Genomic DNA, 18,962 nt, shown 5'->3' with positions numbered 1-18,962 from the left:
TATATGGATCATATTTTTCTTACCATCAATACATGGATGAACCAAGGTCTTCTACTTGGGGGCCTTAGCTGCTTTTTATGGGGAATGGTTAGTGTCCTTTTCAGTCCCTGTCATCTGGCATCAATACCGCTTATTGTTGGTTATGTAGCAGGGCAGAATCAAATCATTGCTGGCCGTAAGGCGGTACTATATGCGGTGCTGTTTACTGTCGGCCTGTTTATCACCATCGCCACCATCGGTTTTATTTGTGCTCTACTTGGCCGTATGCTCGGTGATGTAGGCCCCTATATGAGTATTGTAGTGGGTGTGATTCTGCTTTGGGTTTCCCTTAACACTCTCGGGCTTGCAAAGTGTTCAATGTCAAATGGCTTACTTGCTAAAATTCAAGTGAGGGGAATGGCAGGAGCATTCGTCCTTGGCTTGGCATACGGTATCCTTTCCGGTTCCTGTACCTTTGGGTTTATTGCTCCTATTCTCGCCATTATTACTGTTCAGCAGAAAATTCTTACCGGGATTTTTTTTATCCTCCTGTTCGGCTTTGGTCACTGTATCCCCATCGCGCTAGCCGGTAGCTCCACCGCTCTGGTTAAACAATTTTTGGATAATAATGCATGGCAACGCGGAAGCATATTGTTCCGCAAGCTAGCAGGAATTTCAATCGGATTGCTGGGAATCTATTTCATAGGTCAACCATTGATGAGATTTGTTTAGCGATGCAGGGGGGGGGGAGAGGACAAAAATAGGAACCTGACATTCAGATCTCCCTCAAAACTTTTTTTCGTCCATCCTCATTAATGATAACCATCATCTCCTTATTTAGCTGAAACGTTATGTGAAGACTTGTCTTGGCAAGGTACTATCTAAAATTATTTTTAAAACAGAAGATGTTTCCTGAACATCAAATACTTTTAACGTCCAGGAACTCTTCTTAGAAGCTACAAGCGACAGTTGCCTTTTCAGCCCAACGATCGAACGACATCCCGCGCAATTCTTTCGCTGTAGGTGTTCAATTTCCAGTGGCCGGGACTCCAGCCTTTGAGGAAGCGGTGAAAATCAGTCCAGGCATAAGGGTAAAGCTGGCGCCACTCCGCCTCTACTGCCTGAAAGTCGATTTCTGGCTTGCACACGGTCAGTGCGCTCTGAAGAGCGGTGAAGTAGGTATTCAGCAACCAGCTTTCCAGACGCTCGCAATCATCTTCCCCAAGACAGCTGCCGATAAAATAGGCTACATCCTTCATGCCACATCCACCGCCAACGTATTGAAAATCCACAGCAGCCACCTTGTCGCCATCAGGAGAAAAACAAAAATTTGCAAGCTTGGCGTCTCCATGTACAAGGGTTCGATACCGACATTCCCGCAATAATTCATCAATCCTGCTGGCAGCCTGTTTAAGTGCAGGATCATCCAGCGCCTCCAATTCATCTGGTCGGGTTTCCAGATGCCAGTAGGTGCCTTGAGGCCACAATCCTTCAGGATCGTTAGGCTCGACTCCCATCCAGGTCGCGTGAAACCAGGCAAGCCAGTTGAGGCAGGCGGTAATCTCCTGTTCTCCGACTGCCTCACAACGACCAGGAAAACCTGCAGAATCCAAGTCTTCCAGAACCATCACGGTCTCGGAGTCATGTTTTTCTACAGCCAGGCAATGTGGAACACGGCATTCATCTGAACAGTGATGAGCCCAGTTGGTGTACCATTCTGTTTCGACTTGATACGACCTGAGCTTACGCTGATGGCCAAGGTCAGTATTCCATCCCCTTGGGTGGTCACCACCATCCATCAGGCTCACATGTTTCACGACCACAGTGGAAATGGAGCTCCCTGTTAAGCCATAGCGCAGGATCGCACCGTAACCGCTCCACAGCTCCTGAATTCCTTCTATCAGCTCCATGTCAGTGGCGCCAGTTGCCTCTAAAACACAATTGAAAAAATCGCTTTGCATAAATATTAAAAAAGTACTTTGGGAATACTTAGTGTTACCCCAGGAGTCCGACAGACTCCCAGACCGTGCCAGAACCGATTAATTGACACCTACGTGCACAATAGCGCATGTTGAAACAAGATTTTAGAGAGTGTTTAATCGGCTCTTGATTTCCACGATTAATAGCTGTTATCCAGATAACGCGCTTTGATATGTTCGAGAAAGTACTTCGGGTTGGTCATCTCACCCGTTGCCTCACGGATAAGATCTTGCGAATCCATGGTACTTCCTTTTTCCCAGATATTCTCACGAAGCCATTCACGGATAAATCCGACGTCCCCTCTTGCAAACCTGTCCTGCCAGTCAGGATAGACCTGGCGCATGGTTTTGCTGAGCTGGGCTGCGTTGAGTGCACCAAGCGTGTAAGAAGGAAAATAGCCGAAAGAACCATCCGTCCAGTGGATATCCTGCAGGCAGCCATCCCGATAGTTCTCCCTGGTCGATAGACCAAGATACTCCTGCATTTTCAAATCCCACAGCTCCGGAATATCCCCAGGTACAATCGTACCGTTGATCAGTTGACTCTCAATCTCAAAGCGGAGGATAACATGGAGCGGATAACTGACTTCATCTGCGTCGACTCTTATATAGCTCGGCTGAACCCGAATCGCCGAGCGCCAGATCTCTTCAGCTGAATATTTGCGACTATCAACCAGCCCATTATGAATCTCATCGGTGAAAAAGGTAAGAAATGGTTTACTCAAAAAGATCTGCTTTTCAAAAAAGAGGCTCTGACTCTCATGCAAACACATGTTTCGCGCCTCGCCCACCGGTAGATTGTCCCATTTTTCCGGCAGACCAGCCTCATAACTGGCGTGACCTGTCTCATGGGCCGTCCCCATAAGCGCATCGATAAAATCGTCATCCTTGAACCGGGTTGTGATTCGTTGATCCCCTCTTCCACCTGTGGAAAAAGGGTGCAAACTCACGTCGAGCCGACCTGCTTCAAAATCAAAGCCCAAATATTCCATAAGCTTGTGACTTATAATCTTCTGCTGCTCAACAGGGTATGAACCCACCGGAGAGATTGCTTGCTGCTGTTTCTGCAGCACCTGCTGCATAAGCTCGGGAAGCTCCTTTTTTAAACCTGTAAAAACATCGGCTATAAATTCACTGCTGTCCCCGGTGCAATGCAAATCCAGCATGGCGTCGTAGGGTGTGGTAAATCGTTTGGGATCTGCAGCCTGCCTGAGCTGTGCCTCCTCGCGGGCCAGTTTGACCACTTCTTCGAAGTTGGTCAGAAAACCTTGCCAATCATTGTCCTTCCTCTGGGTTCGCCAACCATGTTCGCATTTTGAGCCGGCATAGGACTGTGCCTTCACCAGACTGGCCGGCAGACAACTTGCCTGCTGATAGGCCCGATTCATTTCGAGAACCGACCGCTTTTGCTGCTCATCCGTCGCCTGGTAATCAGCCATTTCAATCAGCTCACCGATTTCAGAACTGATGAGCATTTCGTGGCGCATTGAGGCGAGTTCAGCAATTGCCTGCGCCCTGGAGTTATTTCCTCCAGGTGGCATCATCACAAGCTGGTCCCATTGCAGGAACGTTATCGCATGATCAAGCTGGGCAATTTTCTGGAATTGAATCAAAAGTTTAGGATAGGCATTTGAAGGCATAGAGACTCCAGTATTTTTTGAGTGTTGTCTTTGATATCACTCACGATGTTTTTATATATGCTTGCCACTCTGCCTGAACTCACGTAACGAGCACGGATCTATTATGATCCTGCCACCTTCGCGCACCGCTCTGAGTTCACCAAACTCAAGCAATTGATAGATTATCTTGCGGCCAACTCCAAGATATCGTGCGGCATCCGCCACAGATACTTCTGCGGGAAGTATATCACTCTGAAATGAATTCTTCATCTATTCAACTCCATACGCCATGCGGAAAAGATCAGATGTATAGCGAAGCGGTCAAGCGGGTACCAGGAGCCTGTCGGATTCTGCCATACTCCTCCTTAAAGAAAAATATAGGCACGAACGGGAGGAGGCAAAGAGGAGGGGAATAAAAGAAAAAGCGGGATGCGTGCCGATAAAGGCGAAACAATCCCGCTTTATAAGATCATCAGCTGGCAGCCTGAAAAATTACAAGCCGAGCTGGTCGGAAATCTGCTGCATGGCGGTAAGGCTCAATTCGCAAAAATCCGCCAGAGGAATACCGCACTGCTCACATTCGGCGATTATTTCCCGGTTGGCACCCCGGGCAAAAGCCTTCTCTTTATATCGTTTCCGGATCGATTTAACTTTTACCGAAGCCAACGACTTATCGGGTCGCACCAGCGCTGAGGCAATAACCAGACCGGTAATGGTCTCACCGGCAGCAAGGGCATGCTGCAAATGCGTTGAACGGACTTCGCCAGGATGTGCTTCGAGATTATGCAGCTTAATAGCCTCAACAATCTCATCACTCACACCTTTTTCCTGCAAAATAGCTACAGTTCTGGTGGTGTGTGTGGCAAGTTCAGGCTCAAGTTCCACATCGAGGTCGTGTAATAAACCGGCCAGCCCCCATTTCTCCACGTCTTCACCAAGGCGCTCGGCCATAGCCCGCAGAACAACTTCGGCTGCAAGGGAGTGGTTGATGAGGTTCTGACTTTTTACGTGCTCCTGCACCAGGGCAAGGGCCTCGTCGCGCTCTATCCCGTATCCATTTATTTCGGACATCGTTTTCTCCCACAAGTCTCACCTCACCTGTAACTACACCGAGGTGAATGAGTTTTCATCCTAACACTAGGGTATTCGTTTAAGGTCAAGGCATGTGAAAAAATTTACCGCAGGCATATATAGATATTCCGGGGATAAACTTTTACACATAACGAAGATATCAGGCGAATAGACCGTATCAGGACGGAAACGAATTAGTATTTCAGACCAACCTTCTCCCGCACCAGGTCCAGAGTTACGGTAGCTTTTTCCCTGGCCCTGTCGGCTCCACGGGCAAGAATTTTTCTCAATTCTGCAGGATCAGCCAGATACTCTGCCTTTTTGGCGCGAGCCTCACCAAACTTGTCATTCAACAGATCGAGCAGTTCAAGTTTCAGGTAACCGTAGGCAGCACCGCCATTGACATAGAGATCACGAATCTCAACCATACGCTCAGGAGTCGCAAACAGTTTCATCAATGCGTAAAGATTACAGCTGTCGGGATCTTTGGGGTCTTCAACCGGGGTGGCATCAGTCTCAATGGCCATGACTCGTTTTTTGAGCTGCTTGCCCTCCATAAAGATCGGAATGGTATTGCCATAGGACTTGGACATTTTCTGGCCGTCAAGCCCCGGAACAATTGCTGTGGTCGAGCTGATAGTAGGCTCAGGGATGACAAATGTTTCGCCGTATTCGTTATTGAACTTCTGGGCGAGATCACGGGCAACCTCAAGATGCTGTTTCTGATCCTTGCCCACCGGTACCTGATTCGCCTGGTAGAGCAGAATGTCGGCAGCCATCAGCACAGGATATGAGAACAAACCATGGCTTGGCACAATACCTTTAGCAACTTTGTCCTTATAGGAATGACATCGTTCGATCAACCCCATCGGCGCCAGAGTTGAAAGTATCCAGGTTAGCTCACAAACTTCAGGTACATCTGACTGTACCCAGAAAATGCACTTTTCCGGATCAAGACCGAGGGCCAGAAAATCAGCAGCTGCCTCAAGGGTACCGGTGGCAAGTTTTTTCCCTTCACGGACGGAAGTGAGTGCATGGAGATCAACAATAAATACATACAGCTCGGAGCTGTCCATTCTGGAGATCATTTCCTGCATCATGCCAAAGTAATTGCCAATGTGCAGCTGACCCGAAGGTTGAATACCTGATAAGACTTTCATGATAACACGTTGCTTTTATAATTTATTAGAAATAGGAATGATTTGGACAAAGGCAGTAACATACCCTAAAAAAATAAAAAAAGGGAGTAGGGAAAATTCATCCCCACTCCCTCAATCTATCTATGCCGCCACTCGGTTCGGTGACAGCACAAAGCCATTACTTCACTTCTTCGAAGTCGGCATCGACGATGTCATCATCATCCTTTTTCTTAGAACCACCAGCTGCGCCTGCGCCGCCTGCTGCACCTGGACCGCCGGCACCACCCTCAGGGTTGTCCTTGGAAGCCTGCGCATACATCAGCTCAGCGAGTTTATGGGAAGCGGCAGTAAGTGCCTCAACAGCTGCCTTAATGGTGTCAACATCGTCACTTTCCATGACGCTCTTGACGTTCTCAATTTCTTTTTCCACGTTGGCCTTGGTTTCAGCATCCACCTTGTCACCAAGATCGGTGAGGCTCTTCTCGGTGGCGTGAACCATGGCATCTGCCTGGTTACGGGTCTCGATCAGTTCTTTGCGCTTCTTATCTTCCTCGGCGTGCAGCTCTGCATCCTTGGTCATCTTCTCAATTTCTTCCTCGGTAAGCCCGGAAGAAGCGGTAATGCGGATGGACTGCTCTTTATTGGTGCCGAGATCTTTAGCGCCAACATGCAGGATACCGTTGGCATCAAGATCGAAAGTTACTTCAATCTGCGGTACACCGCGAGGTGCCGGCGGAATATCTGAAAGCTCAAAGCGCCCGATGGTTTTATTGTCCTGAGCCATCTCACGCTCACCCTGGAGTACGTGGATGGATACCGCAGGCTGATTATCTGCCGCAGTGGAGAATACCTGGCTCTTCTTGGTTGGAACAGTAGTGTTTTTCTCGATCAGCTTGGTGGTAATGCCGCCGAGGGTCTCAATACCGAGAGAGAGAGGAGTAACGTCAAGCAGCAGAACGTCTTTCACATCGCCCTGGAGTACACCACCCTGAATTGCTGCACCGATGGCAACGACCTCATCCGGGTTAACACCTTTGTTCGGCTCTTTACCGAAGATCTCTTTAACTTTTGCCTGAACCATCGGCATACGGGTCATACCACCAACGAGGATAACCTCATCGATTTCGGATGCGGAGAGACCGGCATCTTTGATCGCTGTGACACACGGTTGAACAGTACGCTCAACCAGATCACCAACCAGGTTCTCGAATTTGGCACGGCTCAACTTGAGGTTGAGATGTTTTGGGCCTGAAGCGTCTGCGGTAATAAACGGCAGATTGATGTCGGTCTCTTTGGTAGTAGAGAGTTCCATCTTGGCCTTCTCAGCCTCTTCTTTCAGGCGCTGCAGAGCCATTTTGTCGCCACGCAGGTCAATGCCCTGCTCGCGCTTGAACTCGTCTGCGAGCCAGTTTACGATACGCATATCGAAGTCTTCGCCACCGAGGAAAGTGTCACCGTTGGTGGACTTAACCTCAAATACACCGTCACCGATCTCAAGGATGGAAACGTCGAAGGTACCACCACCAAGGTCGAATACCGCGATCTTCTCCTCACCTTTCTTATCAAGTCCGTATGCAAGGGAAGCTGCAGTAGGCTCGTTAATGATGCGCTGAACGTTAAGACCTGCGATTTTACCAGCGTCCTTGGTTGCCTGTCGCTGAGAATCGTTGAAGTATGCAGGCACTGTTACCACTGCCTCGGTAACCTCTTCCCCGAGATACTCCTCTGCGGTCTGCTTCATCTTGGCCAGAACCATCGCAGAGATCTCTGCCGGGCGGTATACCTTGCCCTCTACCTCAACGGATACGCTGCCGTTCGTTCCTTCAACAATCTTGAAAGGGCTGATTTCTATGGAGCGCTTAACCTCGGCATCAGCAAATTTACGTCCGATAAGGCGCTTGATCGCATGAAGGGTACGCTCGGGGTTGGTTACCGCCTGACGTTTTGCTACCTGGCCAACCAGGCGTTCCTTGTTGTCTGTAAAAGCAACAACTGATGGAGTTGTTCTGTTGCCCTCGACATTTGCGATAACCTTCGGGTCGCCACCTTCCATAATAGCTACACAGGAGTTAGTGGTTCCCAAGTCAATTCCGATAATCTTACCCATGTTTTCTTTTCTCCTTATATCAATCTATGTCGGACTGTTTACTCCGTTACAGAGAAGACAATCCTGTTAAGTCGAAATCTGCTTTCATCATTGACTGTTAAAGTGGTCATGTTCCGGATATTGTCAAGAGATGTCTACAGATTTAATAAGCTGACAGCGACCTGTTATATCGCCTTAATCATTAACCTTGCCGGACGATACTATAACTTTCGCAGCCCTGAGCAGCCTGTCTTTATAGTAATAGCCCTTCTCAAATTCATTGACTACATGATTAGCCGGAACGGAATCGCTGGCCTCCATGGTCAGAGCCTCCTGATGATTGGGGTCAAACGGTTTCCCAATCGAATCAACGGCCTTTACCTCAAACTTCTCAAGGGCAGTGACCAGACTCTTCAGTGTAAGCTGAACTCCCTCCAGAAATGCTTTGAAATTTGCCTCTGCGTCGTCCATATCGTTGCAGTGGCCAATAGCACGTTCCAGGTTATCCACTGCCGGCAGAATTTCTCTGAAGATCTGCTCACCAGAGTATTTTAAGGCTGCAGCTCGCTCACGTTCCATGCGCTTTTTGAAATTTTCTGACTCAGCGGCCGTCCGCAGCATCTTGTCACGAAGTTCTGCAATCTCTTCCCTGGCAGCAACAAGCTCTTTCTCTAAATCCGGTGCCTCTTCTTCAGTGCTACCTGCTGCAGCTTCTTCAGACGACACAATATCTTCCTGCTCGAGCTTTTCGTTCTCTTCCTGAAGATCATTGTCTTTCGTAACTTTGCTCACCATTTCCTCCAATTTCTTGCCAAGAAATAAACTTATATACCGAGAAAGTGCTACATTGTGCCACCCCCTCGAATCACTTCAAAAACCTGTGCGAACAATAAGTAAGCCTCGGCCAATGTCAAGACAGATATATTCAGATTATGTCAATTATTTTCCGGAGAAAGAACAGATCCGGCGAGGGCACGGCATCACCTCAAAAGAGTAGCGAAGAAACAAAGAGATGAGTAGTACAAGAAAATGGCTGAATAGAGTTAAATTACTCGTTCAATCCATGCCAACATCATAAAAAGGCGAAAAATTTCCCGTCGACACCAGGAATAAGCCATTGTATTGTTAGGCGCAGTATTCGCCCGTTCAGTTACTTTTTCCGATCAGCCGGAGTTCATATGAACAATTGTAAAGCAATGTTGCCGGTTTTATTTCTCTACCCGTTGCTTGGCGGGTGTGGCCTGGTGTTGCCACCCATGAATCCCGTTACCTATGCAGATCGAGAGGTCGAGGCGATCGTCGACCCGCAGAAACAGATAATTCTAAACGAATCAATGGTCTTTTATGACTCAATTTTCAAATCCGAGGGCATCAGGTTTCCTGGCGGTACGTATACACTGGAAGCGGAAAATACGCATTATTACTACTTTGCAGCACCAGAAAAATTGGAATATAGAACCTTTAGCACCGATGGTACCACAAGCAGCATCCATCACTATGCAGGCGGCCTGTTCTATACCAAATCGATCTTAAACTGGGTTCCCGGAGGCGCTTACTACACAGTCAGTGACCGACAGAAGGTTCACATCTGGAAGCTCGGTGGAGAATTTATCAGTGAAAAGGGCTACACCTGGGACACAACCTACTGATCTCAGTCATTCATCCAACATCCCTTAGCCCAGCGTTTGTTACCTCACCCCTCACTTTCATACTTGTTCAACTTATTCTGCAGAGTCTTCCGGGTAATCCCCAGTCTGCGCGCCGCTTCACTTTTGTTTCCTTCTGTCTTTTCGAGCGTTTCAAGAATAAGTTTTTTCTCTGCCTCAAAGAGTGACGCAGGCTGCTTGGCTACAGTGGTTTCCTTTTGCTGCTGGTGAAATCTCTGGACAGACAAAGGCAGACTCTTTTCAGTCAGCTCTTCGCCCCGCATCAGGATTACCCCGCGTTCTATTGCATTTTCCAGCTCCCGGACATTGCCGGGCCAGGGATAGCCGCAGAGCAGATCCATACATGCCGGAATAACGCGGGAGACTGTTCTTCTGTTTTTGGCAGCAAATTTCTCTACAAAATGATTCACTAAAAGCGGGATATCCCCGTCGCGTTCACGGAGTGCCGGTGAAGTCAGCATCACCACGTTGAGCCGATAGTAGAGATCTTCCCTGAAATTTCCTTTTCTGACCTCTTCTTCCAGATCGCGGTTAGTGGCAGCAATAATTCGCACATCAACCTTGACCGTCACCTCACCGCCCACCCGCTGCAGCTCCTGCTCCTGCAACACACGCAGCAGCTTTACCTGCATGGCCTGGGAAGTTTCCCCGATCTCATCCAGAAAAAGGGTTCCACCATCCGCCTGGACAAACTTACCGTCCCGCTGCCGGTCAGCACCGGTAAATGCGCCCTTTTCATGGCCAAACAGCTCCGATTCCAAGAGACTTTCGGCGAGCGCGGCACAGTTCACTTTAATAAACGGTCCATCACGACGTTCACTATTGATATGCAGCGCCTCGGCCACCAGTTCCTTACCTGTCCCTGATTCTCCGTAAATGAGCACCGTAGCTTCCGTTGGCGCCACATAAGAGATCATCTCGAGAAGTTCAAGCATCTTCGGTGACTCACCTATAATAGCTGTTTCAACCTCCCGCCTCTCCTTGGGTGCCTGCTGCCTTTTTTCTGTAACCTGGCGATGATCCACAGCCCGTTCCAGCGCCAGCCTGAGCCGGTCGAAATCAAGGGGCTTTGTCAGGTAATCGTGGGCCCCCTCCTGAATCATCAAGACCGCATCATCTACAGAAGAATAGGCGGTCATCAAGACAACCGGCAAGGCTGGCTGAATCTCGCGAATACGCCGAAAAGCCTCGCGCCCATCCATTTTCAACATCCGGATATCCATCAGCACCGCGTCATAACTGTTCTGCTCAACTGCCGCCACGGCAGTGGTCCCGTCATCCGCCTCAACACACCTCCACCCCCACTCTTTCAGCATGGAGCTCAACATGTAACGGTGAACCTGTTCGTCATCCACAACCAGAACTGTCATCTGTCTATTTGCCACTTGATGTCCCTTGAGTTCATTTATAAAAGAGCAGTTGACCGGGAAAGGGGTGCTGCTGTTTTAGTGTATAATATAAAAAGTTATATTTCAGGCTTGAAATATGTGCTCATCCCATGTGAAATGCAAGAAAAAATCTTGTACAAACAGTGGCGAGCCAATCCGTTGTATAATGAAATACCTAAGCGGTCATTTCGAGGCGGCACCACTCAATACTCCGCTTAATAATCACCACTAAACCCATAGGAACATCAAATGAAGGATATTACAATTCTCACCACCGGCGGTACAATCGATAAGATCTACTTCGATGCCAAGAGTGAATATGAGGTCGGACCGCCCAATGTTGAGCGTTTGCTGGGGGAGTTGAATCTGAATCTCAGTTATAAAATTGTTTCCCTGTTTCGCAAAGACAGTCTTGATGTCACTGACGAGGATCGCCAAACCATACGCAAAGCGGTACAGGAAACAAAATCACAGAAAATTGTCATAACTCATGGCACAGACACCATGGCCGAAACAGCCAGGGCACTCATTGGTATTGAGAATAAGACCATAGTACTGACTGGAGCCCTGGAACCAGCCCTCTTCAAGACCAGCGATGCCATTTTCAATGTCGGCTGTGCGCTGGGCGCTGTACAATCTCTTGAACCCGGAATTTATATTGCCATGAACGGGGCAATATTCAATGCAGACAATGTGCGTAAAAATCTCGAACGTAACATGTTCGAGGAGATCAACCCCACCGGGTGAAATGCGCCCCCGCTGACTTGTCCCCATCTGCTACCATCCTTTCCGGTAACATTCTCAGCTCCGGGACCAACTTCAATCTGCCTGAACGTCTGAGGAGTTCCGGCTAACGCTCAAAGGAATAGAGGATATCGGCGCCAGTCGCCTCGGTTGAAGACCTGGTCTCCACCGAAAAACCTTTACCAAGGTCATAACGCAACAGCCATTCACCAAGCTGGTCAAAGAAGTTATGGTCATAGCCGATATACAGTTCGTCAGTCAGCTTTTTGCCAACCACCAGTGACATTTCTTCACTGGTGGTCCCCTCGATATACATATCATCTATTGGCAGCAGACTGGTCAACCTGTCCACCAGGCCGACACTTGTCTCAAGCCCTAAAGCCAGAGCAGCAGAACTGAGCAGGTTTTCATCCTGCTGGCCGGTGTTTGACATGGATCGTCCTACCACCATATAGGCAAGAATATCAGTGTCATCCATCGGAGGGTCTGAATAGAGCACAAACTCCAGATTATCAACCGTGCCGCTGACATCCACTCCCACTTTAACTGCTTCACTGGTTGCATCACCCTCCGATACGACTTTTTCCGCCCGTGCATCGATTCCGGGGTTGTCGATCGGACCACCACTGAAGAGCAGCTTGCTTCGAACCAGATCCAGGGAACGACCATAAATGGAGAAGACTCCTTCTTCAAGAGACAACTCTCCTTTGCCAGTCATAACCGAGCCCGGCACCATGTCAATCTGCAGATTCCCCCCGAGGTCGCCGCTCAGGCCGTATCCACTCAGCTTTACTTCATCCCCAAGGGTAAGCAGCATGGATATACCGAATTGCCAGCTGGCAGCTTTTTGTTCCTCCTCGCCATTGATAAATACCACGTCACCGGACTCGCTGACCGCAGCCTTGAGATTTTTCGGCATGACCTGAGCACTCGGAATATGAAGCTTGCCACTGAGGTGCCCTCCCTCCTCGTTGAACTGCAAACGCAGATCAGGCGAGGCCTGAATAGCGTACTCCGGCAGCATAACCGCATCGAAACTGTCCCCGGTGAATGCAAAATCACCAAACACACCGCCGTCACCTACCCCGAGGTCCCCCTGGGCCTTAAGCCAACCGGCGCCAGAGACCGCCTCGGCTAACAAACTGACCCCGTTCTGGGCACCGCTCAGGGTGAACTTCAGGTCTTTGAGTGAAATTCCAAGGCTAGGTACGTCAACAACACCATCCGTCAGATCGAGCTTGCCGGTGATGGCCGGTTGAGCCACTGTTCCGCTTAAATCCATCGTTCCGGACAAAGAGCCTGAAGGACGAACACGGTAATCGGTTAAGGGAGCAACAAAATCAAGGGAACGAATATCAGCTTCGACGACGCCGCGAAGAGGAAGCTCATCCAACCCTTTGCCCAAAGAGCCCAAATTGGAAATTTCCGAATCCAGTCTAAATTTTGACTGGTCGGCAAAAAAAGCATCAATCTGAGCTGTCAGATTATCGCCAGCGAGATTCACTCGCAAAACAGCATTATCAAGATCTGTACGCTCCCAATCGTCTTCAGTCTGTTCATCTCGGTGCCCTATACCCGCTTTTGCAATCGCCATAAGGCCACTCCCCAGCTCAAACCGGCCATGGTTCCCTCGAAAGCTGAAATCGGCCGAGCTTTTGCCCCACACGGGATCAGTCACCGGCAAAAAGGGTTGGAGTCGAGACAATTCCATATCCTGCCAGCCAAAATCCACGGAGAATGACTGATTTTCCTTTTCCCACATGCCCGACAGACAGATTCGTTCCTTCCCGGCGAACACGCATAGAGAGTCGAGAAGGGCCTGATCCATCGACAGTGCAAGGGGTGCTTCCCCCCTCTGTCCCCAGGTACCTATATTCTGTCCTGTAACCCGGAAACGCTGCAAGTCACCAGCCCACTCATATTCTTCTGACAAACCGCCACTGAGAATAAAATCCGCCAGCCCCTCATTGACCTGCAACAACCCTGTTAATTCGTGTTGTTTAACCAGGCCCTCAAGGTTGAGTTTGATTTTTTCAACTACCAGACTATCCGGAGAACCTGTCTGCAGGCCATAAGCCTCAACTGTGGCTGAAACAACACTTTCCGGATCTACTCCGCCCCGTATCTCTGCATTGACACTGGCTACCCCCAGTTCCTGATAACGGATTTCACTGCCTAGCAGTTTTGCCGAGAAATCGGGCTGCTGCCGATTACCTACCACGCTTCCGGACAGGTTCACCCTGCCCCCCAGATCAACCAGGAATTCACTGAGATCCGGAGATTCAAGATTCACCGAAAGATCCAGTTCTTCGCCGGCAGTCCCTGTCAGACTCAGTTCAGATGTACCACTTTTGAGAATCACATTGTCGATATCGAGTCGATCGGGCGTTAACAGAAGTTCACCATGTCCCTCTACCGGGTAGTCGCGTACCACTCCCTCAAGCTGTTCAACCTGAACCACGCCTCTGAGGCTTTCCTGTTCCCGAATACCGTTACTGGTGAAACTGCCGCTCAAGCTGCCGGGATAGTCTGCAAAAAAAAGGGAAGGATTCAGCTCTTTAACGGAGAGATCGGTCTGCCACTCAAAAGATTCTCCGGGCTTGTCGAGGCCATTCGCCATACGAGCCATCGCCTCGAGCTGCAATTCAGCATCGTCACTGGTAAAATTGACCCCCTCAAGCGTAATAGTCGATTGTGCAACCTTAATCTGTCCTTCACCTTCCAGATCAAATCCACGCAGTTCCCCCTTGATGTCACTGAAGTCACCAAGCAGTTGCAGACCATCTTCTCCCGTATAGCTGCCGGAGCTGATCAGCCCAAGGCCAATCCTGCCGGGAAACTGCTGGTGGAGCTGTGACGGGTCAAAATCAGAGAGTGTCAGCTTTCCTCGCCAGAGCAATTCCTCATCCCAGGAAAGCAGCCCTTCGACAAGCTCGGCCTCTCCCTTCCTGTTCGAAGCGTGTATGTATGGAAACTCAATCTGATCATAGTTGCCGGAAAGCTCAATTTCGAAATCGACATCATCGAAAAAAAGATAATCCAGATTCCCTTTGAGCTTTCCTGAATAATTTTTCAGATCACCGTGGGCCGGTCCTTTCACCCCGATCATCATTTCCGGCAAAATCCGGTGGCCATTCTCCAGCTGAAATCTTTCGATATCCAGGTCCGCTCGCCACAAGAAATTGTTCGGCAGGCCTGTTATTTCACCATCCACTGTTGCCCTGGTGGGCTCATTCAGCTCCACATGGGCTGCCAACTGCTCAATTGGCCCGGCGAGGTGCAATGTACCAGCCAGGGGGCCAACCCCATATCCCGAAAAGGTGGCATCGCCGCCCAGCTCAACCTGCCAGCCATCGGCGGTATTGAGCATACCTGTCAAATTGGCGCTATAGCCCTTTGCCTGCAGATCCAGAAGGCTCAGCCGGACAGTGTCCTCTTGGCCTGAAAGCGACAGGTAAAGATGCTCAACATAGGCAATTTCGGGGAAGGAAACGGAAGAGATTCTGGCATGTTCTATTTTGATGCTGTCGAGCAAGACCTCAATCGGCAACTTCAAGTGAGGGAGAATAACAGGTTCCCGGCTCTGTTCTTCCTTTTCGGCAACATGCTCTTGTTCCAGCAGGAAAACATCCACACTCTGGACTCGAAAAGAGAGAACATGCAGCTTGTTCTTGAATATCTCTAACGGTCGCCAGTCGGCCTTCACCGAGCCAATGGCAATTTCCGCGGCCGGGGTATGGATTTTCAGATTATCGACCTCCCAGGAGGAGGCCAGAGTTCCATAAACGGCATGATACGAAACGTTGCCATCGGTCAGCCCCGCGGCTGTTCTGGCAAGTAATCTCAAACCGGGCTGACTCCAACCAAGGATAAAGACCAGAGCTGCTATCAGCAGCAGGAGTGCTCCTGTAAAACGGAGGACAGACTTCATAAATCCGCCCCTACTGTCAGATGCAACCTCAGAGGTGCACCATCCTCCAGGATGGCACTCGCCAGATCTACACGAACCTGCCCGAATGGCAGCCGGTATCGAAGGCCAACTCCCACACCCTGCTCAAACCTCAAGCTGAGGTCATCGGTGGCGGTTCCCACATCCCAGAATGCCGCCACTCCCCAGGTGGGGGTAACTTCCTTTTCAACCTCAATGCTGCCAATCACCAGATACCTGCCGCCAACCACTGTCCCGGATGAATCTTTGGTACCGATCTCTTTATAGCCATAGCCTCGAATGGAGTTGTCACCACCGGCATAAAAGCGGAGTGAGGGCGGCAGGTCATCAATAGAATCGACCAGAGTTGCCCCCAGGCTTCCCCGAGTGATCAAACGCCAGCCAGGTACAAAGGGATATATGAATTTTCCGCCGATAACGCTTTTCACAAAAGAGGCATCCGATCCCAGGGCTTTACTGGCACCACTCACGCTCAAGGAAAGTTCCAGACCATAGCGGGTATCAAAAAGGTCATCGGCCCAGACCAGCGTACCGGTATAGGTGGGCACGAACAGCAGGCTATCACCTGAGGTCGCCCCAACGGTGTAACGCTCGTCACGAACTTCGAACAAGCCACTGTGCCTGACAATTTCCCCACGATGTTCCAGCTGTACCCCGAGAGTGAAAAGACGGGTGTCGGTATCATCCCATATCTGGTCATGGTATGAGGCGTTATAGAGCATCTTGTCGGTTATAGGGTTACGCCAGGGTACTTCGTAGTTCAGACCTATGTTATTATCCAGTTCACTTAACTGAGCACCGAAACGAAATTTGTGACCTTTATGGTTGAGCAACCTGTTCCGCCACTCAAAACGACCTCGAACCCCGGTATCAGTCGCATACCCGAGACCAATGGAATACCTGTTCAAGTGCTCAGGCTCAGTGAGCCGAACCTCTACCGGCACGACATTATCCACAGCCTGATCGACTTTGCCGTCGACCACCACACGACTGAAATAATCAGATCTGTACAGAGATCTTTGCAGGTTTATGAGTTTGATCGGTTTGTATGGCTCGCCGTCTGTATACGGCAGGTACTTTGCCAACAGCGACTGATCGACATTCTCGTCATAAAAAATTGTTTCACCGAAAACGTATTGCGGCCCTGTATCAAGGGTAAGACTTATATCAGCTCGCCGTTCTTTGCGGTTTATACGAATCTCCCGAACAATGAACTCCGCCTTCATATATCCCTGGCGGATGGCAGCGCGAACGAGCTGTTTCTTCGCTTTTTCATATTTGGCCTGATCCAGAACATCGCCAACCCCGAGCGGAAACTGTTGCAGACCGCCCATGAGCTTTTGACTGCCAGGCCCGGTAATTGATAAATCAACATCATTTACCAGCACCGGTTCACCCGGTTTTACATCATATGAGGCAATGAATTGTCCGTCTACTTCCTTGAGTTCTGCTGATATCTCAGGATCGTAAAAGCCAAACGGAGCAATCGCCGAGCGAATATCACCTTCTGCTTTTCGGTGGAGACGACGAATCTCATAAACTGTCAATCTGGGACTGTCGCGGTGTTGATAGAGTTCAAGCCTGGTCAGGACATTGTCTTTCAGCTCAGCGTCCAGTCCTGTTACCGAAACTTTTACGGTCGCAGCCAGAGCATGGAGCGGTATCAGCACCAGCCCGACGACCATCAACAGTGAAAAAATTAGAATTCGACGATACAAAGTTGGTATATTAGGTAGAGCTTTTTTTGTTGTATTGGGTATAGAGATAGCTTCGTACGGCTAGGCCGCCAGGCGTCCTTCTGCCATTGCCCCATATTGTACACGACTTGCGCCCGATTGAAACATGAATACGCACTCTATAACTATTTCAAAAATAATTCACGGTGGCCTCGGCCTGGGTCAACTTGCTGACGGCAAGTGGGCCATGACACGCTTCACTCTCCCGGAAGAACAGGTAAATATCGCTATCGACCGGATTAAAAAGAACTATGTCCATGGCAAATTACTGAACATCATCAAGGCCAATAGAGGACGTATAGCTCCGCCCTGCCCATATTACGGCAGTTGCGGTGGCTGCGACCTGCAACATGCCGCGTATGATCTCCAGCTTCAGATTAAGACTGATGTTATTCAGGATCTTGTCGATAAAGAGTTTCATGGGACAGAGGTGCAGGTAGGCTGTTCAGTCGCCAAAGCCCTCGCTTCACCAGACCAGTTTCACTATCGCCAGCGAATACGACTCTGGGTTGACGAATATGGAGATTGCGGTTTTCACCGGCATCGAAGTCACGAAGTTGTGGCAATTGAAAGCTGCATGCTGGCAAAACCGGAACTGAACCAGGCCCTCAGGCAACTGCGGGAGCACAGCAGCTTTAACCACCTTACCGACCTGACAAGCGAAGTAGAATTACTCTGGAATCCGGAATCCTCGAAAATTGCGACTATTTTTCATTATAGACGCAAGCCACGCCCGGCAGATTTTCAGGCGGCTGCAGCTATAGTCAAAGAACTTGAGCTGATCGAGAGTATCTTTTTTAAAGGGGAAGCATTCCCTCTCACAGATGGCCTGAGCAAAAGAGCTGAAGCGGCCAGTCTGGCAGTAACCTATCCCGATTTTAATCATGATTCTGCGACTTTGAGACTCGGCTGGGAGATAGGTGGGTTTTGCCAGGTCAACCTGGAGCAGAATAGAAATCTGATTGAATGCGTTCTGAACCAGTTGGCTGTTGAGGCAGACGAAACAGTTCTCGATCTCTTCTGCGGCTCTGGAAATTTCTCCATCCCCATCGCAACAAGAGCCCGGCATGTGTTGGGAATTGAAGGTCAAGGGGCAGCTATCCGCTCTGCCAGACACTACTCTGGCCTGGCAGGCTTGAACAACACAGAGTTTACCAAAAGCCCCATTCACCAGGCCTGCAAAAAGCTGGTCGCGGATGGCGCCTCTTTTGATTGTCTGGTCATAGACCCTCCACGCCAGGGGATACCAGGCCTCAACCGGGAATTGACTCAGCTTTGCCGAAGCCGTATTGTTTATATTTCATGTGACCCTGCAACCCTGTGCAGGGATATGGGCGAACTTGTCAGGTCAGGCTTCACCGTCAAATGTATTCAACCTGTCGATATGTTTCCCCAGACCCATCATATCGAGACTGTGGTTTTGCTTGAAAAGAATTGACAGAATGGGACTTTCCCGTTAATTCCTAGTAGCGCATTTGTGTTTAAACCAGCGGCAGCCAGTCTGCCGCTTTTTTTATAGAACAACTGGCATTAGAAATACCCGAAAATACTCCGGAGAACGTTCGTGCGGACTAGATAACACCCAGGAAACAGACCTCACTGTGT

The 18,962-nt window shown here is 49.5% G+C and carries 14 protein-coding genes; 4 read left to right on the top strand and 10 right to left on the bottom strand.

Going from position 1 to position 18,962, the window contains the following annotated elements; all coding sequences use genetic code 11:
- Positions 1–3 precede the first annotated feature (3 nt).
- Positions 4–711 (top strand): cytochrome c biogenesis CcdA family protein, encoded by a 708-nt coding sequence (locus FCL45_RS12530; protein ID WP_136796558.1) that lies wholly within the window; start codon positions 4–6, stop codon positions 709–711.
- Positions 712–956: 245 nt separating this feature from the next.
- On the opposite strand, the gene FCL45_RS12525 is transcribed toward FCL45_RS12530, so the two are convergent.
- The 7 genes from FCL45_RS12525 to FCL45_RS12495 form a co-directional block, all read right to left on the bottom strand.
- A complete protein-coding gene (locus FCL45_RS12525) occupies positions 957–1,940 on the bottom strand; it encodes a phosphotransferase (protein WP_136796557.1) in 984 nt (327 codons plus the stop codon).
- Between the two features lie 158 nt (positions 1,941–2,098).
- A complete protein-coding gene (locus FCL45_RS12520) occupies positions 2,099–3,598 on the bottom strand; it encodes a carboxypeptidase M32 (protein WP_136796556.1) in 1,500 nt (499 codons plus the stop codon).
- 51 nt (positions 3,599–3,649) lie between these two features.
- Positions 3,650–3,847, bottom strand: a complete 198-nt coding sequence (locus FCL45_RS12515; RefSeq protein ID WP_136796555.1) for a helix-turn-helix domain-containing protein — start codon at positions 3,845–3,847, stop codon at positions 3,650–3,652.
- 222 nt (positions 3,848–4,069) lie between these two features.
- Positions 4,070–4,648, bottom strand: coding sequence for an HDIG domain-containing metalloprotein (locus FCL45_RS12510; protein WP_136796554.1), 579 nt, complete (start codon positions 4,646–4,648; stop codon positions 4,070–4,072).
- A 194-nt stretch (positions 4,649–4,842) separates the two neighbouring features.
- Positions 4,843–5,808 (bottom strand): tryptophan--tRNA ligase, encoded by a 966-nt coding sequence (gene trpS, locus FCL45_RS12505; RefSeq protein WP_136796553.1) that lies wholly within the window; start codon positions 5,806–5,808, stop codon positions 4,843–4,845.
- A gap of 157 nt (positions 5,809–5,965) precedes the next feature.
- The gene (gene dnaK / locus FCL45_RS12500; RefSeq protein WP_136796552.1) at positions 5,966–7,894 is read right to left on the bottom strand and encodes a molecular chaperone DnaK; all 1,929 of its coding nucleotides are present in this window, start codon (positions 7,892–7,894) and stop codon (positions 5,966–5,968) included.
- 174 nt (positions 7,895–8,068) lie between these two features.
- Positions 8,069–8,668: a nucleotide exchange factor GrpE gene (locus tag FCL45_RS12495; protein ID WP_136796551.1), complete on the bottom strand. Its 600-nt coding sequence runs from the start codon at positions 8,666–8,668 to the stop codon at positions 8,069–8,071.
- 383 nt (positions 8,669–9,051) lie between these two features.
- Here FCL45_RS12495 and FCL45_RS12490 point away from each other — a divergent pair, with 383 nt between their 5' ends.
- The gene (locus FCL45_RS12490; RefSeq protein ID WP_136796550.1) at positions 9,052–9,522 is read left to right on the top strand and encodes a hypothetical protein; all 471 of its coding nucleotides are present in this window, start codon (positions 9,052–9,054) and stop codon (positions 9,520–9,522) included.
- Positions 9,523–9,566: 44 nt separating this feature from the next.
- Here FCL45_RS12490 and FCL45_RS12485 read toward each other — a convergent pair whose 3' ends face one another.
- Positions 9,567–10,910, bottom strand: a complete 1,344-nt coding sequence (locus tag FCL45_RS12485; protein WP_136796597.1) for a sigma-54-dependent transcriptional regulator — start codon at positions 10,908–10,910, stop codon at positions 9,567–9,569.
- A gap of 267 nt (positions 10,911–11,177) precedes the next feature.
- On the opposite strand from FCL45_RS12485, the gene FCL45_RS12480 reads away from it, so the two are divergent.
- Positions 11,178–11,675, top strand: coding sequence for an asparaginase (locus FCL45_RS12480; protein WP_136796549.1), 498 nt, complete (start codon positions 11,178–11,180; stop codon positions 11,673–11,675).
- A gap of 103 nt (positions 11,676–11,778) precedes the next feature.
- Here the strand turns inward: FCL45_RS12480 and FCL45_RS12475 are convergent, their stop codons facing one another.
- The gene (locus FCL45_RS12475) at positions 11,779–15,603 is read right to left on the bottom strand and encodes a translocation/assembly module TamB domain-containing protein (protein ID WP_136796548.1); all 3,825 of its coding nucleotides are present in this window, start codon (positions 15,601–15,603) and stop codon (positions 11,779–11,781) included.
- Positions 15,600–17,339: an autotransporter assembly complex protein TamA gene (locus tag FCL45_RS12470; RefSeq protein WP_136796547.1), complete on the bottom strand. Its 1,740-nt coding sequence runs from the start codon at positions 17,337–17,339 to the stop codon at positions 15,600–15,602. Before FCL45_RS12470 ends, FCL45_RS12475 begins: the two co-directional genes overlap by 4 nt.
- A 124-nt stretch (positions 17,340–17,463) precedes the next feature.
- On the opposite strand from FCL45_RS12470, the gene FCL45_RS12465 reads away from it, so the two are divergent.
- A complete protein-coding gene (locus FCL45_RS12465) occupies positions 17,464–18,795 on the top strand; it encodes a class I SAM-dependent RNA methyltransferase (RefSeq protein WP_136796546.1) in 1,332 nt (443 codons plus the stop codon).
- The last annotated feature ends 167 nt before the right edge of the window (positions 18,796–18,962 follow it).

Source organism: Desulfosediminicola ganghwensis, from assembly GCF_005116675.2.
In the GTDB taxonomy this organism is placed as follows: Bacteria; Desulfobacterota; Desulfobulbia; order Desulfobulbales; family Desulfocapsaceae; genus Desulfopila; species Desulfopila ganghwensis.
Note: the sequence above shows the minus strand (reverse complement) of the source record. Positions and strands in the feature narration are given on the sequence as shown.